The sequence below is a fragment of the Paracoccus indicus genome, from assembly GCF_003056335.1.
Lineage (GTDB): Bacteria > Pseudomonadota > Alphaproteobacteria > Rhodobacterales > Rhodobacteraceae > Paracoccus > Paracoccus indicus.
Window position 1 is genome coordinate 324,645 of the sequence record NZ_PYWA01000006.1, and the last position, 17,143, is coordinate 341,787.

Here is a 17,143-nt window from a genome sequence, read left to right on the forward strand (position 1 = left end):
GTCAGCCTTAAGGTGAATGCACGAAACCGACAGCCTGACCGTTTGAGAGGACAATTATGCGATTGTTGATCGTCGAAGATGACCCGGTCCTGTCAGACGGGCTGAGCGTGGGATTGGGCCTTTCGGGTTTCACTGCTGATCCGGTGGGGACGCTGGCCGACGCGCGCGCGGCGCTGCGCGACAGCGATTTCGCGGCGATGGTGCTGGACGTGATGTTGCCTGATGGTATGGGAACGACCCTGCTGGCCGAGATGCGCGCATCTGGAAACACCATGCCGGTCCTGCTGCTGACCGCCCGTGACCGAGTGCGCGACAGGATCGAGGGGCTTGACGCAGGTGCCGACGATTATCTGGGCAAGCCTTTCGATCTGGACGAACTGGCGGCCCGGCTGCGCGCGATGATGCGCCGGGATCAGGGGAGGGCCAGCGCGCTGCTGCATTGGAACGGCGTCGATCTGGATCCTGCGGCCTTGACCGCCACCCGCGACGGGGTGGCCCTGCGTCTGTCGCGGCGGGAATTCGCAATCCTACACGCACTGATAGAAAACCCGGGCCGTATCTTGTCGCGCGGTCAGCTGGAGGAGCGCCTGTATGGATGGCAGGAGGATGTCGAAAGCAACACGGTCGAGGTGCATGTCCACCACCTGCGCGCCAAGCTGGGCCGCGAGATGATCCAGACCGTGCGCGGTGTGGGCTATCGCGCCGCCGGAGCGACATAATGTCGATTCGTCTTCGCCTGTTCCTGATCCTGACCTTGGCGACCAGCGCCATTTGGCTGTCGGCGGCGCTGTGGATCAACGGATCCACCCGCGCACAGGTCGAACGTGTGCTAGACGCCCGGTTGGCTGAAGCGGCAAACATGGTCAGCTCGCTGATCTCGGATCAGCGGATCGCAGTGGCAGGGGGGCCACCGGCCACTATTTCGATGCCGGCTGATCCAGACTATTCACGGCAACTTTCGTGCCAGATCTGGTCGCTGCGTGGTGATCTGGTCGGGGCGTCATCGGGCGCGCCGGGGGCGCAACTGGCGGTCGAGGAGGGTTTCAGTACGACCATGATCGACGGTGTTCCCTGGCGTGTCTATGCCGTCCACAACGATGCGCTTGGGGTGCGGGTGATGGTTGGCGACCGGATGCAGGTCCGCGACCGACTGGTGAGCGGAGTAGTAGCGGGGCTACTTTGGCCGCTGGCCGTTATTTTTCCGGCGCTTGCAGTGTTGATCTGGATCAGCGTGGGGCGCGGGCTGGCCCCCCTGGCGCAGCTGGAAGCGGCCCTGCGCGCGCGCAATCCTGACGATCTTCAGCCCTTGCCCGATACACGCGATCCCCGAGAGATCCGCCCCGTGCGTCGTGCACTGAACAGCCTGTTCGGGAGGCTGGATCAAGTCCGCCGAACCGAACGCGACTTTACCGCCTTTGCCGCACATGAATTGAAGACGCCTTTGGCAGGTCTGCGGATGCAGGCGCAGATCGCGCAGCGTGCAACCGATCCGGCCACACGCGACCGCGCACTGGCTGCCATCGCCACATCCGTGGATCGCAGCGATCGCATGGTGCGCCAGCTTTTGGATCTGGCCGCCATCGATCACGAGGCGACCCCGGCCGAAAATCTCGACCCCGCAACACTTCTTGCCGAGATTGCCCAAGGTGCCGATATGCAGGCTGTGGGTGCGCGGGTGCATCTGCTGACCAGGGCGGAGGACGCTCCGGTCCTTCATGCCCCGCGTGTCCTTATACAAAGCGCCTTGCGCAATCTGGTCGAGAACGCGATCCAGCATTCGCCATGCGGAGGTACCGTCACCGTGACGGCGTCCACACGGTCGGGCGGATTGCGTTTTACCGTAACTGATCAGGGTCAGGGCATTGCCCCCGAGGATCATGCCCGCGTGACAGAACGCTTCTGGCGCGGCACCAGAACGTCGGCTCAGGGCAGTGGTCTGGGCCTGTCCATCACCGCGGCCGCCGTCACCCGCATGGGCGGAAGCCTTCATTTCGGACAGGCGCGCAAAGGCCAATCCATCTGGATCGATCTGCCATCTGGGCCATCGGCACCCTAAACGATGCGAATGCGCCCCGGCCGAACTTGGGTCTTCGCGCCAAACCAAGACATCAGGGCAGCAACGGCTGCAACCCCTGTCTTCCGGCGGTTTCTGCCGTAACGGGCAGGAACACCCTGCTGGGTCACGAAGGCCGCACGGTAGGTCGTTTTCGGATCCAGGCGATCATTGTCAGGGCCGAAAGCCTGTTCGATCCGATGTCCGACGGGGTTTTCGAGTTTCACGACAAAGCTCAGACCACAAAACCGTTTAACGTATCCGCCACGCTGGTTGAAAGGGTCGCAGGCGAAGGTCGCCTCCAGATTGTCTTCCATCATCGCGATGATCTCGGCCCCTGTCAGATCGACAGTTTCAACGGGAGGGGCGGTGGGGATGATACACCACAGATCATGCAGCGTGACGGGCCCGATCGGGATCGGAGCCCCATAGCGCCAGCCGTTTGAAAACGCGATCCTGGTGTCCGCGGCCTGCGCGATCGCCGCCAGAAGGACGTCGTCCATCGGTGCGTCAAGACATGTACCCCGGTGTAGGATCTTGTCAGTCGTGCCGACGATCTGCGCGCGCATGCCCGCCACCGGGGCTATCGCTTGCGCGACAAGTTCCGCCACGTCGGGATCTTCAGCAATATCTGTACTAATGGGGATCAGACGGTGGTCGTACTCCGTGATGCTGCCGTTTCCAATCGTCAGGTCAAGGCGGCCGAGGAAACTTCCATGGCAACCTGACTGCATGATGATCGTATCATTGACCACCCAGGGTTTTTCCAGCCGATTGTGCGTATGCCCCGACAGGATCACATCAAGCCCATCCACTGCCTTTGCCAAGGCGCAATCCTGCGGCAGACCGAGATGAGACAGAACAACGATCAGATCACAGCCAGCGGCGCGCAAATTTGCGGCATGTGCGCGGGCTTCTTCGATGCCATCGGTAAAACGCAGGCCCTCAGAAAAAGAGGGCGGCATCGTCTTGTCCAAAATCGTTGCGGCCAAGCCGATCACGCCTATCGAAAGTTTGTCGGCGCGACAGACAGTTGTGGCCTGGAAATGCGGTCCCGCTTCCGTCACCGCGTGACAGTTCGCCGCCAGGAAAGGATAGGTCAGCATCTCTGCAAGATGCGCTGTCTGCAGTGGACCATAGGCGAAATCCCAATGCCCTGTCATGGCAGACAGGCCCAAGGCGTTCAGGACAGGCACCGCCACCTCACCTCTGCTGAGCGCAAGCGCAGGTGTCCCGTGAAAGGTGTCTCCGTTGTCAAAGGCCAGCACCGAACCTGGTGCCTCCATTCTTGCCGTATTCAGCACTTCTGCGATGCGGGCGAACCCGCCCAAAATCGACAGGGCCGGGCCGTCGGGCGTCCAAGACAACTCTGGATGCGCCTCAAGATAACCATGAGTGTCATTCAGCTGAAACAAGGTCACTTTTGACATGAGGGGATCCTGTTTGACGCGATGGATCGCTTCGGAACGGAGAACCTTAAGACAGCCTTAAGGAAAGGGGCAAAGGAAGGAGTTTAAGTCTGCATTCTGTTCCGCTCCGGAGATCGTGTTTTGCCTCTCACTCTTGGACTTCTGCTGTCACTCAGCTTCGTGGTGTCCCTTGCGGCGCTGGCATTTTTGATCTGGGCGATCTCAAACCGCCAGATCACCGTCGATCAGGGCGATGCCGAGACGATCTTTCGGGACGGAGAGCAGGGGCATATCGACAACCAGGGCACCGAACATGGCGATGCCAAGATGCGCTATCATTTTGATCCGGTAAGGGCGGGGATCGACGCGGTTTCGGCGCGTCCGGTGATCGTCCTGCTGGGAACGGCGACAGTGTGGCTGGTGCTTGGGTCGATTTTTGGTGTGATGGCATCGCTGAAGTTGCACTGGCCTGATTGGCTGAACCAGTCCGCACCGCTGACCTTCGGCCGCATGCGTACGCTGCACCTCAATCTCGTGATCTATGGCTGGCTGTCGTTGTCGGGTCTGGCCACGGTGATGTGGATCACGCCGCGGATCTTCCACGTGCCTTTGAAAAGTCCCCGGCTGGTACTGGTGGGGGCAGTCCTGTGGAACATTGCCGTTGCGCTTGGGGGTCTGGCCATCGCCAGCGGTTGGACCGATGGCGAGGAATGGCTGGAAATCCCGTGGCAGATTGACATGCTTTTGGCTGTTGCGGGGGCATGCTTCATTGCGCCGCTGGTCCGCACCACGCGGGCTCGCGATGTCCACCACATCTACGTGTCGGGATGGTATTTTCTGGCGGCGATCCTGTGGTTTCCGGTGCTGTTCGTCGTGGCCAACATCCCCGGCCTTCATTCCGGCGTCGAAGAGGCGACGGTCAACTGGTGGTTCGCCCATAACGTGCTGGGCCTGTGGCTGACGCCGCTTGGGGTGGGCACAGCCTATTACCTGATCCCCAAGATCATCGGACGGCCGATCTACAGCTATGCGGTATCGCTTCTGGGCTTCTGGGGGTTGGCGCTATTCTACAGCCAAGTGGGGATCCACCATCTGATTGGCGGACCGGTCCCCACCTGGGTCGTGACCCTGTCGGTCGTCCATTCAGTGATGATGTTCCTGCCGGTGATCGCTGTGGCCATCAACCAGCATGTCACGGTCGCGCAGAACTTGTGGGCGCTCAAGGAATCCGTGCCGCTGCGGTTCATCTCGTTCGGGGCTCTGATGTACACGATGGCGTCTTTCCAAGGCTCAATCGAGGCGCTGCGCTCGGTCAATTCGATCACGCACTTCACCCATTACACCGTCGCCCATGCGCATCTTGGGGCTTATGCCTTCGTGTCGCTGGTGATGTTCGGATCAGCCTATTACATTCTTCCCCGCGCCACGGGGCGGGCCTTTCCCTGGCCGGGATTACTGAAGCTTCATTTCTGGTTGGTGGTCATAGGCTTTGGGATCTACTTCTTTTCCCTCACGATCGGCGGGGTCCTGCAGGGGCTGTCCATGCTGGATGCCACGCGACCTTTCTCGGAATCGGTCGAACTGATGAAGCCCTATCTTGAAGCGCGTAGCGTCGGCGGCACGCTCATGACGTTCGGACATCTTGTCTTTGCCCTGAACCTGCTGGGGCTGGCGTTTTATGCATCCACGCGCGCGCAAAACACGGTGGCTGCAGAATGAACCGTTATCTTCCCCTGTCGATCCTGGCGCTGGCCATCTTGGCCTTTGCCACGCTGATGCTGGTGATCGCGCCAGGCATGCAAATCAATTCCCGCCCCGCCCCCGAGGGGCTGACGCCCTATTCCGAGGCGGAACAGCGCGGGCGCGAGACCTATGTGTCGCTTGGCTGCTTGTATTGCCACAGCCAGCAGCCCCGGTCCGGCGATCAGGCCCCGGACGGAGAGCGGGGCTGGGGGCGGGCCTCGGTCGCGGCGGATTATACCTATGACCAACCGCACCAGTTGGGAACGATGCGCACCGGGCCGGATCTCCTGAATGTCGGCGCGCGCCTGCCGTCGGAAGGTTGGCATCTGACGCATCTGTACCAGCCGCGTGCGATATTCGACTGGTCAATTATGCCCGCCTATCCCTATCTGTTCGATGAAAAGCCGCAGGCCGGGCCGGGGGACGTGGTCGTGGCGCTGCCGGCGGAATATGCCCCGCAAGATGGCGTGGTTGTCGCAACACAACAGGCGCTGGATCTCACGGCCTATCTTCAGTCCTTGGACCGGACCTACGAGGTTCCGGCGGATGGATTGCGCGATCACGGCTATGGCACCCCTGACGGCCCTGAACCCACCCCGTCCGAAGAGGAGCGGTAAGCATGGCCAGGAAATCTAAACACAGCCGTCCCGACGAAGCTTTTGAACCCTACGAGGAACATGCCGGCGTCCCGATGCCCGTCAACTGGGTTGCCATCGCCTTGACGATCTGGGGTACGGCGATGCTGTATGACACCGGCGAAAGTGTTCAGGAATCGTTGCAAGACCGGGCCGAGGACAGCGATGTCGTCGCGCAGTCGGTCCCTGACGAGGGCACCTTGCTGTTCGGCGCCAATTGCGCCACCTGCCATCAGCCCGACGGGCGCGGTCTGCGCGATGCCGTCCCACCCCTGGCCGGGTCCGAGATCGTAGCGGCGGGCCCCGACATCGTCTCGCGCATCCTGTTGCGGGGCATCGACGGACCGCTAACCGTTGTAGGACAAGACTTCGACGGGCATATGCCCAGCTTCGACAGTGCCCTGAACGATGCCGAGATCGCGGAACTGGCAAGCTATGTCACGACCCGGTGGGCCGACACCACCGAGGCCACCGCGCAGACATCCGAAGAGGTCGCGTCCCTGCGCGCCGAAATCGGTGACAGGGGCAGCTTTGGCGGCGGGGCAGAACTTGCCATGATGATATCGTCGCTTCCCGATCAGCCGCCGATGCCCGCGCGGTCGCACGTGCAGGCAGGCGATCAGGCCGCACGCGATCTGGTCTTTGCAGGGCGGGATCAGGTCTGGTCCTGCGCCAGCTGCCACGGTGATCTGGGCCAGGGCGACGAAAGCACCCCGCGCCTGGCTGGACTGCCCGGCGCCTATATCGTCAAGCAGTTGCAGAATTTCCGCGAAGGAACGCGCGAGAATGAATCGATGCAGCTTGTAGTACAGGGCCTCAGCGATCCGGAAATGACCGCGCTTGGTGCCTACTACACAGATCTACGCGTGCCCAGCACGGCACGGCCGGTCCTGTCGGGCGATCTAAAACGCGGCGAGCAGCTGGCCCTGCAGGGCGACTGGTCGATCGGCGTGCCCGCCTGTTTCACCTGCCACGGCCCGTCGGGATTCGGCGTGGCCCCGAACTTTCCCGGTCTTTCCGCGCAGCACGCGCCCTATCTGGCTGCGCAACTGGCCAACTGGGTCGGAGGCCAGCGCCACAACGATGCGCTTGGCCTTATGGCCCAGATATCCGAGGCGCTGTCCACCCAGGACCGCCGCGCCGTGGCCGACTATCTTGCTTCGCTGCCTCCGGTTCCCGCCGGAGGAGCATCAATGGCTCGGATGGAGACACAAGATGACCAATGAACCCGATGATCGCCCGAATGTCGGCACGAAGGATGCGACATCGGGCGGCCTTGCGCGCAAGGCTATCTTCGCCGCGGGCGGTGGGCTGGCGCTGGTGGCCCTGGCGACAGCCGCCGTTCAGCTCGAGATCGTGCCGCGCTGGCTGATCGGCGCGGGATCCGAAATAGACGAGAGCGCCGCCGCGATCGAGCCGAGCGATCTGTTCACTCCGCCCTTACCCGATATGATCCCCGATGGTCCGTTCGGAGAGGCCGTACGGCGGGGCGAGGCGATTTTTACCAATACGGCTACCAATGCGAGCGACCATGTCGGCAACGGTCTGTCCTGTTCAAACTGCCACCTAGATGCCGGGCGTCATCCGAAATCCGCGCCGATGTGGGCAGCTTGGGTTACCTATCCCAAATACCGGTCCAAGAACGATCAGATCAACACGATGGAGGATCGTGTCAGAGGATGTTTCACGTACTCGATGAACGCCCAGTATTCCCCGACAGGCAAACCACCGCCGGTTGGCGACGATATCTATCGCGACCTGCAAAGCTACTTCTTCTGGATGGCCACTAACGCACCGACCAACGTCGCTTTGGAGGGGATCGGCTTCGGAAAAGTGGAAAAGCCAGAAATGGGCTACGATTTGGCTCGTGGTGCCGATGTCTATCAGGCGAAATGTTCTGTCTGCCACGGTGATGATGGACAGGGCCAGCGTGACCTGAACGGCGACTACACCTTCCCGCCGCTTTGGGGATCGGACAGCTTCAACTGGGGTGCGGGCATGGGGCGTATCAACACGGCCGCGGCCTTCATCAAGAACAACATGCCGTTGTCGCAACCCGGCAGCCTGACCGATCAGGAAGCCTGGGACGTCGCCGCCTTCGTCGACAGCCACGAACGTCCCAAGGACCCCCGCCAGAGCGGCACGATCGAGGAAAACCGGCTGGCCAACCATGACGGAGACGAGACGCTGTATGGGCAGGTCGTAAACGGGGCAGTCCTGGGTCAGGGCACCGGACCCTCGGCTGCCCGGGCGGCGACGATGCCCAAAACCCAGGGAAACTAGCGTCCGATGCGGCGTCTGTTCGCCGTCGACGGCCTGGCCTGCGCCGGCTGCGCGCGTGGATTGCAGCGCCGCCTGTCGGAATTGCCCGGGATGACTCAGGCGCGGGTTCATTACCTGACCGGGTCGGCGCTGCTGGATTGGAACGAAGATCGTCAGAATCGCGACGGCATCGCCACAGCCGTCCGACAGGCCGGATATCGGCTGATCGACCGCCACAGTCCCGAGGATCTAATCCAGCGCCTGGATGCGCAGATGAAAACAATCGCCATCCGGCTTGCCATCGCGGTTCTTGCCGGGATGTGGAGCATGGCACTGGCCATAGTCCTCTATACCAGTCGATTGGATGGACAGACAGCCTGGTGGTTGGCTGCCGCCTCGGGGGTATTCGTTTTTCCGGTCCTCTGGGCGGGGCGGGGTATCCTGTGGATGGGGTGGAAGTCGCTGCAACTGCGCGAGCCAACCATGGATCTGCTTGTCTCGGTCGGCGCATCCGGTGCGACGATCCTGTCTGTGTTCGCACTGGCGCAAGGACGATCCGAGGTCTGGTTCGATGCCGCTGCAATGCTTGTCACATTGCTATTGCTGGCGCGTCTGATCGATCTGCGGGGCCGGCGTTCGGCGCTCGTGGCGCTGCTTGCCATGCAGGATGCGGCCCCGGACATGGCCCTTGTCCAGACAGGGGTCGTGCGCCGCACCATGCCGGCGGCACAGGTGCCGGTGGATGCAATCGTCATCGTCGATGCAGGTGCGACCATAACCGTGGATGGGGTGGTCTTGCAGGGCCAGAGCCTGCTCAATCGTGCAGTGCTGACAGGAGAGTCTTGTCCCGTCCCGGTCGGTCCTGGCGAACGCGTTGATGCAGGCAGTATCAATCTGGATCGGCGGCTGACACTGCGGGTGGACCGCGAGTCTGGAGATCGTGAGATTGATCGTCTTGGCGGATCCGTCGCCTTGGAGATCGCGCGCGGTGGTGCCGAGACCGGGCTGGCCGAACGTTGTGCGGCAATTGTTTCCAAGATCATCCCCTTGGCGGCGCTGGTCACGCTGCTCTTGGAGCTTGCCCACGGGGAAAGCGCTGAAGCGGCGCTGGTGACAGCATTGACGGTGTTGGTAGGCATGTGCCCCTGCGCCTTGGCGCTGGCAGTGCCCCTGGTGCGCATGCACACTGCCAAAATGGCTGTCCAACAAGGATGGCGCATTCGCGAGCCCCAGGCATTTGAACGTCTCGCAACGGTCGACTCTGTCGTCTTTGACAAGACCGGTACTCTGACGAAGGGGCAACCAAGCTTCGAGTCTGTCAATCCCGAAGATGGCTTCACGTGCAAGATGGTGCTTGATTGTGCCGCGCTTGCCGAAACCGGCCTGTCTCATCCATTGGCGCGCGCTATCACCGCCACCACGGGAGAGCAGGGGGCCGGAGGCCTTCGGGGCGACCGCCATGCCGAGGCGTCGGACAGCCAAGGTCGTCATATCCGGGTCTCAAGCGCCGCTACTCTGATAGGTGACGCCACCACGTTGCAGGTGACCCGTGATGGCATGCTGTTGGGACGATTGGTCTTCGCCGACCAACTGCTGCCCGAGACAAAGATTGTACTGACGCAATTATGGAGACACGGGCTGCGCCTGCACGTTGCATCGGGTGATGCTGCGGGTCCGACAAAACGAGTGGGTGCTGCCTTGGGGATCGACCCCGACTGCGTTATTTCTGAACAGACACCCAGACAAAAGGCGGAACTAATCCGCAAGCTGGGCGATCAGACCGTCTTTGTCGGTGACGGCGTCAATGACGCGCCTGCCTTGGCTGCCAGCGCCTGTGGTATCGCTGTGGCATCGGCTCATCCCTCTGCCCGCTCGACCGCCGATGTCGTGATCGAGCATGGGGGTATCGATCGCCTGCCCCAGATCTTCGCAATGGCGCGTCGGGCACGATATATAGGACAAACAAACCTGGTCCTTGCCGTGATCTACAACGCAGGCTTGTTGCCGTTGCTCGTTCTTGGTCATGCCGGGCCGGGTACTGCCGCGATTGCAATGGCTGCAAGCTCACTGTCGGTCACAGCGAATGCCGCCCGAATGCAGATTGCTTCGGCCAATCCCGGTTAAGACAGCGTTAAGGCTGGCGCTTCACGGCTAATGCATAAGGCCCCAGTGCCGTGCATCCAAACGGAGTGATCTAATGAAACGTCGCAGTTTTCTGGCCACCAGCGGCTGTATGCTGACCCTGCCAGCCCTGGCCGGCGCGCAAGCCGCCCGGAACAATGCCATGCCCGAAGAATTGCGCAAAGCCTTGGAGCGGGATCCGACCGCCCCTGTGCTTGGCAATCCCGACGGCAACATCACTCTGACCGAGTTTTTCGACTACAACTGTCCATTTTGCCGCAAGATGGTCGCCCCCATTCATCGATTGATCTTGGAGGATCCACAACTGCGCGTGGTGTTTCGTGAATGGCCTGTTTTTGGTGCCGATTCCGAGGATGCTACACGCGCCTCGCTGGCTTCGCTCCGGCAGGGAAAATATTGGCAGATGCACACGGCATTGTTCCGGATCCCGGGAAAGGCCACGGCAGATACGGCTCGGCGTGCTGCTGTCGACGCAGGTTTGGACATCGCTCGTCTGGAGCGCGATATGATGTCACCTGAAGTGGAAAAGCACATCACCATGAGCTTTCTGCTTGCAGATCATATCGGTTTGTCAGGTACCCCCAGTTTCATCGCAGGGGATGAGGGTGGTTTCGGCCAACTCAGCGGTGATGAGTTGCGCGGCCTTGTCAGTCGAGCACGGGCAACGCTTGGCGTTGGATGAGATCGCAGTCTAATTGAAACACAACCCACACGTGACTGGTTTTAAGCCTTCTGCTGAATGCGATCAATCAACACACTGTAATCGAGGAGACCGTTCACAATGAAACAAGAATTTTCCTTTTTGCCCCTTGCCATTGCAATGTGTTTTGTAGCAACGACCACCGCCCATGCGGAGATCGCAGTGTTTGGCCCAGGAGGGCCGGCCGCCCCGATGAAAGAGGCAGCAACGGCGTTTGAGAAAGAGACGGGTATTGACGTCAAGGTGACCTCCGGGCCCACTGCGCAGTGGATCGGCGCAGCACAGACGGATGCCGATGTCGTCTACAGCGGATCGCAAAACATGATGGATGACTTCATCGGCGATCACGGCTTCATTCTGGCCGACAGTGTAACGCCTCTCTACCTTCGCCCTTCTGCCATCCTGGTGCGGAAGGGAAATCCCGAAGCCATCACTGGCATCGCCAATTTGGTCGAACGCGAACTGAGCATCATGGTGGTGGACGGCGCTGGTCAAGTCGGCCTATGGGAGGACATCGTGGGGCGCATGCGCGACGTTGATGCAATTGCAGCGTTTCGCGCCAATATCGATGTCATCGCCCCTAACAGCGGCGAAGCGCTGACGACCTGGGCAGCCGATGATACCATTGACGCGTTCCTGATCTGGAACCATTGGCAGATCGAGAACGCGGACCTGGCGGATATGGTCCCGACCGAGCCGGAGTTGACCATCTATCGTGACACGTCGATTGCTCTGACCGAGAAGGGCAAGGGCAATAGCGAGACCGCTCGATTTGTCGATTTCTTATCGGGAGACCAGGCTGCAGCAATTTTCAACAGTCACGGGTGGGCCAAGCACATTGAACGATAGATCCTTGGCAATTGTATGCCTCCCGTGATGAACCTGTCCGATGATGCCTTCCTCAAAGCCTGAGACAAGATTGAACCATCAAAGTTTTGGGTCAACCCCCAGAGATACATCGCTGGTGCCTCCTCCTGCTGGGACGAGGGATTACCACAACAATTGGTTGTCCAGCGGTGCAACGCAGGTCGACGCCCCCTTGAGTGGCGTTAGCGTCTCAGTCGTCAGCGATTGGCCCAGCCAGCCCTCAGGATGCGACAGGGGCAGTGGCGCGCGGGCGAGCTTTCCGGTAATTTTGCCGAAGCCAACTTTTGAATAGAAACAGGGATCCCCGTATGTAAGCACCACATCTGCGCCGATCTTCCGCAGATTCCCAATGCCATGTGACAACAGCGCCTGACCTATGCCCTCACCCTGTCGCGCTGTGGCAACCGCCGCTGGTGAGAGGATGAAGACCGTTCGATCATCCTCGACAAAATTCATCCGGGTGAAGATGACAGCACCGACCAATTTGCCTTCGTCAAACGCCGTGAATACATGAATGTCATGCGGGGCAACGCTGTCAAACATGCCAGTCACCAGATTGGCGACAAGATCGCCCTCGGCTTCTCCCTCAGAGGCCGTGAACGTTTCCTTGAACAGGCAAATGATATCGTCTCTGCAGATTCCATGTTCGTTGAAAAATTGCATTGTCTTATCTTCCAATGATGAGATGGTGAGAAGCGGAGCATCAGGACCACGCTGCCAGGATCAACTTCGTATTGCTAACCGGACTGTTATTCTGTGCGGCGAAGATCTGGTTCTAGCCCATCATTTCATATGGATTGCGCATTTGAATCTCGTAGGCGCTTGACAAAAAAGTGCCGATTCTCGCCTTTAGGATCGCCTCCTCAATCCGCGTCATTAAATGATTGTTAATCTCCTTGCCGCGACCCTCGTCGGACACGGCCAGAAGCTCGACGAAGACCCATTTCAGGTCTAGCGCAGCTGCTCTGCCCCCTGAAAACTGGACCGTTTGAAACTGGAGTTTTCGGCTAACCTTCCCTGGCTGGGAGAGGAGCTGAGAACGATGAAAGCATCGAGGTTCACGGAGGCGCAGAAGGCGTTCATCCTGAAGCAGGGCGAGGAAGGCACGCCGGTGGCCGAGATCTGCCGCAAGGCGGGATCAGCCAGGCGACTTACTTCAACTGGAAAAAGCGATATGGCGGTTTGCTGCCGGACGAGATGCGCCGGCTGAAGGCGCTGGAAGACGAGAACAGCCGGTTGAAGAAGATCGTGGCCGACCTGACTTTGGATCGGGAAATGCTGCAGGACGTCATCCGCCGAAAGCTCTGAGGCCTGCCCGGACACGGGAGCTGGTCGACGGGATGTTGGTGGGCTGGGGCATATCGATCCGCCGGGCATGTGAGGCCCTGCGCTTTGACCCGTCGAGCTACCATTACAAGTCCCGCCGAACCGGGCAGGCCGCATTGGAACTGAGGATCCGGGAAATTTGCGAAACACGGGTGCGCTACGGATATCGGCGTGTCCATGTCTTGCTGCGACGGGAGGGTGGGCCAAGTGAACATCAAGAAGACCCGAAGGATTTACAATGAGTTGGGTCTGCAGCTCAGGAACAAGAATCCAAAACGTCGGGTGAAGGCCAAGCTGCGCCATGATCGCCAGGAGGCTGTCGGACCGAACGATGTCTGGGCTATGGATTTCGTTCATGACCAACTCGCCCTCGGCAACAAGCTGCGGATCCTGACGATCGTGGATACGCATTCCCGTTTCTGTCCAGCAGCCGACCCGCGCTTTGCTTACCGCGGTGAGGATGTGGTCCGGACACTGGAACGGGTCTGTGCTCAGGTCGGCTATCCCAGGACAATCCGGGTCGACAATGGCAGCGAATTTATCACTCGCGATCTCGACCTGTGGGCTTATGCCAACGACGTCACCCTGGACTTCTCACGCCCCGGAAAGCCTACTGACAATGGCTTTATCGAGGCGTTCAACAGCAAGCTCCGGTCGGAATACCTGAACGCGCACTGGTTCATGAGCCTTGCGGACGCGCAGGAAAAACTGGAGACTTGGCGTAAGGACTACAATGAGGACCGACCTCATAGTGCGATCGGATATAACGTCGCGATCGGATATAACGTCCCGATCGCCCTGCATTATCCCGGCGGCGCAGCCAGCCCGTCGCCATGACCGAGCCGGAAAACTCCAGCATCCGGCGGCCCAATCTTGGGGAGCAGAGCATCAAACTGCAGACTCTCGTTATGAATGAGGGACCAGTGGGGTGCAGGTCAGATCCCCTGAACTTCTCCTGCGACGGCATTCGCCGCGCCTCGTTTGAATGTCGCAGATGGGCTCCTGGCGTTGATCTGGCCGTCCTTGCGCCAAGAACGGCTTGGGGCAGCCCCTGACTAACGCACTCGGCCCATTACCGACCTTCGCCCCGCGGTCCGAATGCTGCGGTGCGGCCCGTCAAAGCAGCCGTTCGAGCATCGCGCAGCATTTTTTGACCAATACGTCCGTCTGCGGGACCGAGCTGCCGTTGCGAGGCAGTAGCGCTCAAGTATGCTCGCTCTATGGCGAGGAGGGTGAGATGGATATCCAGATCAGGGGAGCGACCGCGGCCGATGCCGCAGAGGCAGTGGATGCTCTGCGCCGCTCGATTGCTGAGTTATGCGTTGCAGATCATCAGCACGATCCAACAGAACTCGAAGGGTGGCTAGGTAATAAAACGGTGGCAGGTTGGCAGCAGTGGATCGCACGCGATGATGCGATGGTGTTGGTGGCAGAACGGGATAGCAAGATCGTTGGCGTCGGGATGGCGACTCTAGGCGGAGAAATCTTGCTGAACTACGTCCACCCCGAAGCGCGCTTTGGAGGTGTCAGCAAAGCAATTCTCGCAGCCATAGAGGCGAAGCTACGGCTACAGGACGTTCAGCGCTGCCAACTTGAAAGCACAGTCACAGCTCGGTCGTTCTACGAACGTCGCGGCTTTCATTCAGAAGTGGAAGGAAGCCGTATCCTCACCAAGCCTCTATAGCGGCAAGGTCCGGTTTGGGCTCCTCACGTCGATCGGCCGCTCCTGGCGACCGCATGGGAGCGCGGCAGCCTCCGACCCGCGCACTTCGCCCTTTGCAGTCGGTCGATGACCACCAAAAGCTGCTATGAAGCTTCTCCAGACCGGACGTTCGTGCCTGGCGCAGCGAGATCGCGCAGGCACAGTGTGCTTTGCGGGAAACTGCCGGTCACTACACGAGTTTGACGGCGGCATGGCCAGCAGGATTGACATCAGTTCTGCAATCAAGCGGCGGAAGTTTTATTTCCCCCTCCGCTTGAGTCTCAATGAATCGTTGGCAACGCCTGCCGTTCACGGCATGATAAGCTTTAGAAAGGCCCTACCGGAAAAGGCTATATAAAATTTTAAAATTGAGGAGACTGACCAGATGGGTAAGGTTACCTTAATTCTGACATTAGCTGCTGGTCTTCCGTACCCAGCTGCATCGCTTGCCGAATCCAGCCCATATAGTTATTTCAATTCAAGGCTTGCTGACTACTTCTCTGAAACGGCTTACCTACCTATCTGGCCATTACCACAGGGTGAACGACCCGGTGATTTTTATGATGGATGGAGTGATCAGCGAACAGGGTTTCTTGTCAGAAGCGACGTGTGCTATGATGGCGTTCCGATTTATGAGGAACCCTCCCATTTGATGGAAATGGGGAAATTCCTAGACTGGGAATTATCAGGAAACGTCAATGCACCAATACAGCGCATCATTGATGCAACTGTCAGCGGCGGCCTTAGTTCTCTAGAGCAAGTAAACTTGAGCTTTACTGACGCTCACGTTTCCGGGATAACTACTGCAAATGCAGCCATAAGGTTATTGAAACCTACCGACGCATGCCGAGATGCGCTCCTCATACATGGCCTTGAGGATAATTCGTTTTCTAAGGCAGTTCCTATTATTTTGCAGGAGATTATATACGGAAAACCAGAATTCTCGATTCATCTGAAGCGAGGAATGTCAGTCGCAGCGGCGGCAGAGATTGAGACAGAGCTGAAGGCGATACCTGAGGTAGACATTGAGGCTGGCAGCATAGTTCGCACAGAATCTGACTTCTCTTTTGTATCGAGCGAAGATGTCCCAATAGCTTGGCGCCCTGCGTTCATATCAAAAAGCGATCTGGAACGATTGCAGGAGCTCGAAGAAAACGGCTTCTTCTTAAGGCTAAGGCGATGGGTCGGCTTACGTGGGACCCAAGAAGAAGAACGAGACGATATACGAAATTCTTTTTATGACGTTGTTCCAAGTCCGGATGAGCTTTTTGAGCAAATGACAACTCCTCCGTCCATTGAGTTTAATGCCGACAATCCACTTCATCTCCGTTATCTCGAAAGAAAGGGAAAAATTCTGGCGCTCTCGATCGATCTTTACCGGGGATGATACAGGTATAACCCGTTGCGCCGCCTTCATGGCGAACGAACTGAACCGCTCCGGGTTTGCCGGAGGCTGATTTCGCTTAGTTACGCGGCCATGTGTTCAGTTTCTAGAGCTGCGTAGAATTTTGCCTCTGCTTCCGCCGGCGGGATGTTCCCGATCGGCTCGAGCAAGCGGCGGTTGTTGAACCAGTCCACCCATTCGAGGGCGGCATATTCGACGGCCTCGAAGTTGCGCCAAGGACCGCGACGGTGGATGACCTCGGCCTTGAAGAGTCCGTTTATGGTCTCCGCTAAGGCGTTGTCGTAGCTGTCGCCGAGGCTGCCCACTGACGGTTCGATGCCAGCCTCACCCAACCGCTCGGTGTAGCGAATAGACAGGTATTGCGACCCGCGGTCGGAATGGTGGACGAGCCCCGAGCCTTTGTCCGGACGGCGATCATGAACAGCCTGTTCCAAGGCGTCGAGCACGAAGCCTGCATGCGCTGTTTGATTGACCCGCCAACCGACAATCCGGCGGGTGTAGGCGTCGATGACGAAAGCCACATACACGAAGCCCCTCCAGGTAGCGACATAGGTGAAATCGTCGTCCATTGGGCTTGAACCAATGGCGCCACAGTGGACGACCCCAAAGCATGTTCGGCGCTGGAACCCTGAACTGCCGGTTTACCTTGTCCAGCGGGTATGGAACCTTCTTGTCCGGCACCGTCGTTCTGTGCGGCTTGCCGCGGATGATGCCTTGAATCCCCATGTCCTTCATCAGCCTGGAGACCGTGCAACGGGCGACATCGAAGCCCTCCCGATCCAGCTGACGCCAGACCTTGCGCACGCCGTAGACCCTCCAGTTCTCCTCGAAGACGCGCTCGATCTCGGGCCGCAGGACTGCGTCGCGCCGGGCACGATCCGACAACCGGGCCGGATCGG

Annotated in this window: 13 protein-coding genes and 2 pseudogenes; 12 read left to right on the forward strand and 3 right to left on the reverse strand. The window is 59.5% G+C overall.

The genetic code is table 11. From position 1 onward, the window contains the following. Positions 1-56 precede the first annotated feature (56 nt). The gene (locus DDE75_RS12325) at positions 57-719 is read left to right on the forward strand and encodes a winged helix-turn-helix domain-containing protein (RefSeq protein ID WP_108502668.1); all 663 of its coding nucleotides are present in this window, start codon (positions 57-59) and stop codon (positions 717-719) included. After that, positions 719-2,056 (forward strand): ATP-binding protein, encoded by a 1,338-nt coding sequence (locus tag DDE75_RS12330; protein WP_245894729.1) that lies wholly within the window; start codon positions 719-721, stop codon positions 2,054-2,056. Before DDE75_RS12325 ends, DDE75_RS12330 begins: the two co-directional genes overlap by 1 nt. Here the strand turns inward: DDE75_RS12330 and DDE75_RS12335 are convergent. Further along, a complete protein-coding gene (locus DDE75_RS12335) occupies positions 2,053-3,483 on the reverse strand; it encodes a bifunctional metallophosphatase/5'-nucleotidase (RefSeq protein ID WP_108502669.1) in 1,431 nt (476 codons plus the stop codon). The two genes, DDE75_RS12330 and DDE75_RS12335, sit on opposite strands and share 4 nt — an antisense overlap. Positions 3,484-3,789: 306 nt before the next feature. Between DDE75_RS12335 and DDE75_RS12340 the strand changes: the two genes are divergently transcribed. The 7 genes from DDE75_RS12340 to DDE75_RS12370 all read left to right on the forward strand — a co-directional run bounded on the left by DDE75_RS12340 (position 3,790) and on the right by DDE75_RS12370 (position 11,793). After that, positions 3,790-5,181, forward strand: a complete 1,392-nt coding sequence (locus tag DDE75_RS12340; protein ID WP_245894730.1) for a cbb3-type cytochrome c oxidase subunit I — start codon at positions 3,790-3,792, stop codon at positions 5,179-5,181. Continuing rightward, a complete protein-coding gene (locus DDE75_RS12345; RefSeq protein ID WP_108502671.1) occupies positions 5,178-5,822 on the forward strand; it encodes a cbb3-type cytochrome c oxidase subunit II in 645 nt (214 codons plus the stop codon). Before DDE75_RS12340 ends, DDE75_RS12345 begins: the two co-directional genes overlap by 4 nt. Positions 5,823-5,824: 2 nt before the next feature. Then, positions 5,825-7,066 (forward strand): c-type cytochrome, encoded by a 1,242-nt coding sequence (locus DDE75_RS12350; RefSeq protein ID WP_108502672.1) that lies wholly within the window; start codon positions 5,825-5,827, stop codon positions 7,064-7,066. After that, positions 7,056-8,123 carry a c-type cytochrome gene (locus DDE75_RS12355; RefSeq protein WP_108502673.1) on the forward strand — a complete coding sequence of 356 codons (1,068 nt, stop codon included), beginning with the start codon at positions 7,056-7,058 and terminating at the stop codon, positions 8,121-8,123. Before DDE75_RS12350 ends, DDE75_RS12355 begins: the two co-directional genes overlap by 11 nt. A gap of 6 nt (positions 8,124-8,129) precedes the next feature. Then, on the forward strand, positions 8,130-10,226 hold the full coding sequence (locus DDE75_RS12360) for a heavy metal translocating P-type ATPase (protein ID WP_108502674.1): 2,097 nt from the start codon (positions 8,130-8,132) through the stop codon (positions 10,224-10,226). Between the two features lie 73 nt (positions 10,227-10,299). Continuing rightward, positions 10,300-10,926, forward strand: a complete 627-nt coding sequence (locus tag DDE75_RS12365; RefSeq protein WP_108502675.1) for a DsbA family protein — start codon at positions 10,300-10,302, stop codon at positions 10,924-10,926. 99 nt (positions 10,927-11,025) lie between these two features. Further along, on the forward strand, positions 11,026-11,793 hold the full coding sequence (locus DDE75_RS12370; RefSeq protein WP_108502676.1) for a substrate-binding domain-containing protein: 768 nt from the start codon (positions 11,026-11,028) through the stop codon (positions 11,791-11,793). 141 nt (positions 11,794-11,934) lie between these two features. On the opposite strand, the gene DDE75_RS12375 is transcribed toward DDE75_RS12370, so the two are convergent. Beyond that, the gene (locus DDE75_RS12375; RefSeq protein ID WP_108502677.1) at positions 11,935-12,474 is read right to left on the reverse strand and encodes a GNAT family N-acetyltransferase; all 540 of its coding nucleotides are present in this window, start codon (positions 12,472-12,474) and stop codon (positions 11,935-11,937) included. A 379-nt stretch (positions 12,475-12,853) separates the two neighbouring features. Between DDE75_RS12375 and DDE75_RS12380 the strand changes: the two are divergent. The 3 genes and pseudogenes from DDE75_RS12380 to DDE75_RS17315 all read left to right on the forward strand — a co-directional run bounded on the left by DDE75_RS12380 (position 12,854) and on the right by DDE75_RS17315 (position 16,226). Beyond that, positions 12,854-13,974, forward strand: a pseudogene (locus DDE75_RS12380) (IS3 family transposase). Positions 13,975-14,374: 400 nt separating this feature from the next. Continuing rightward, entirely contained in the window at positions 14,375-14,821 is a 447-nt protein-coding gene (locus DDE75_RS12385) for a GNAT family N-acetyltransferase (protein ID WP_108502678.1), read from the forward strand. 403 nt (positions 14,822-15,224) lie between these two features. After that, positions 15,225-16,226 carry a hypothetical protein gene (locus DDE75_RS17315; protein WP_162799022.1) on the forward strand — a complete coding sequence of 334 codons (1,002 nt, stop codon included), beginning with the start codon at positions 15,225-15,227 and terminating at the stop codon, positions 16,224-16,226. Positions 16,227-16,306: 80 nt separating this feature from the next. On the opposite strand, the pseudogene DDE75_RS12390 reads toward DDE75_RS17315, so the two are convergent. Next, positions 16,307-17,143: pseudogene (locus tag DDE75_RS12390) on the reverse strand (IS3 family transposase); the annotation flags it as partial.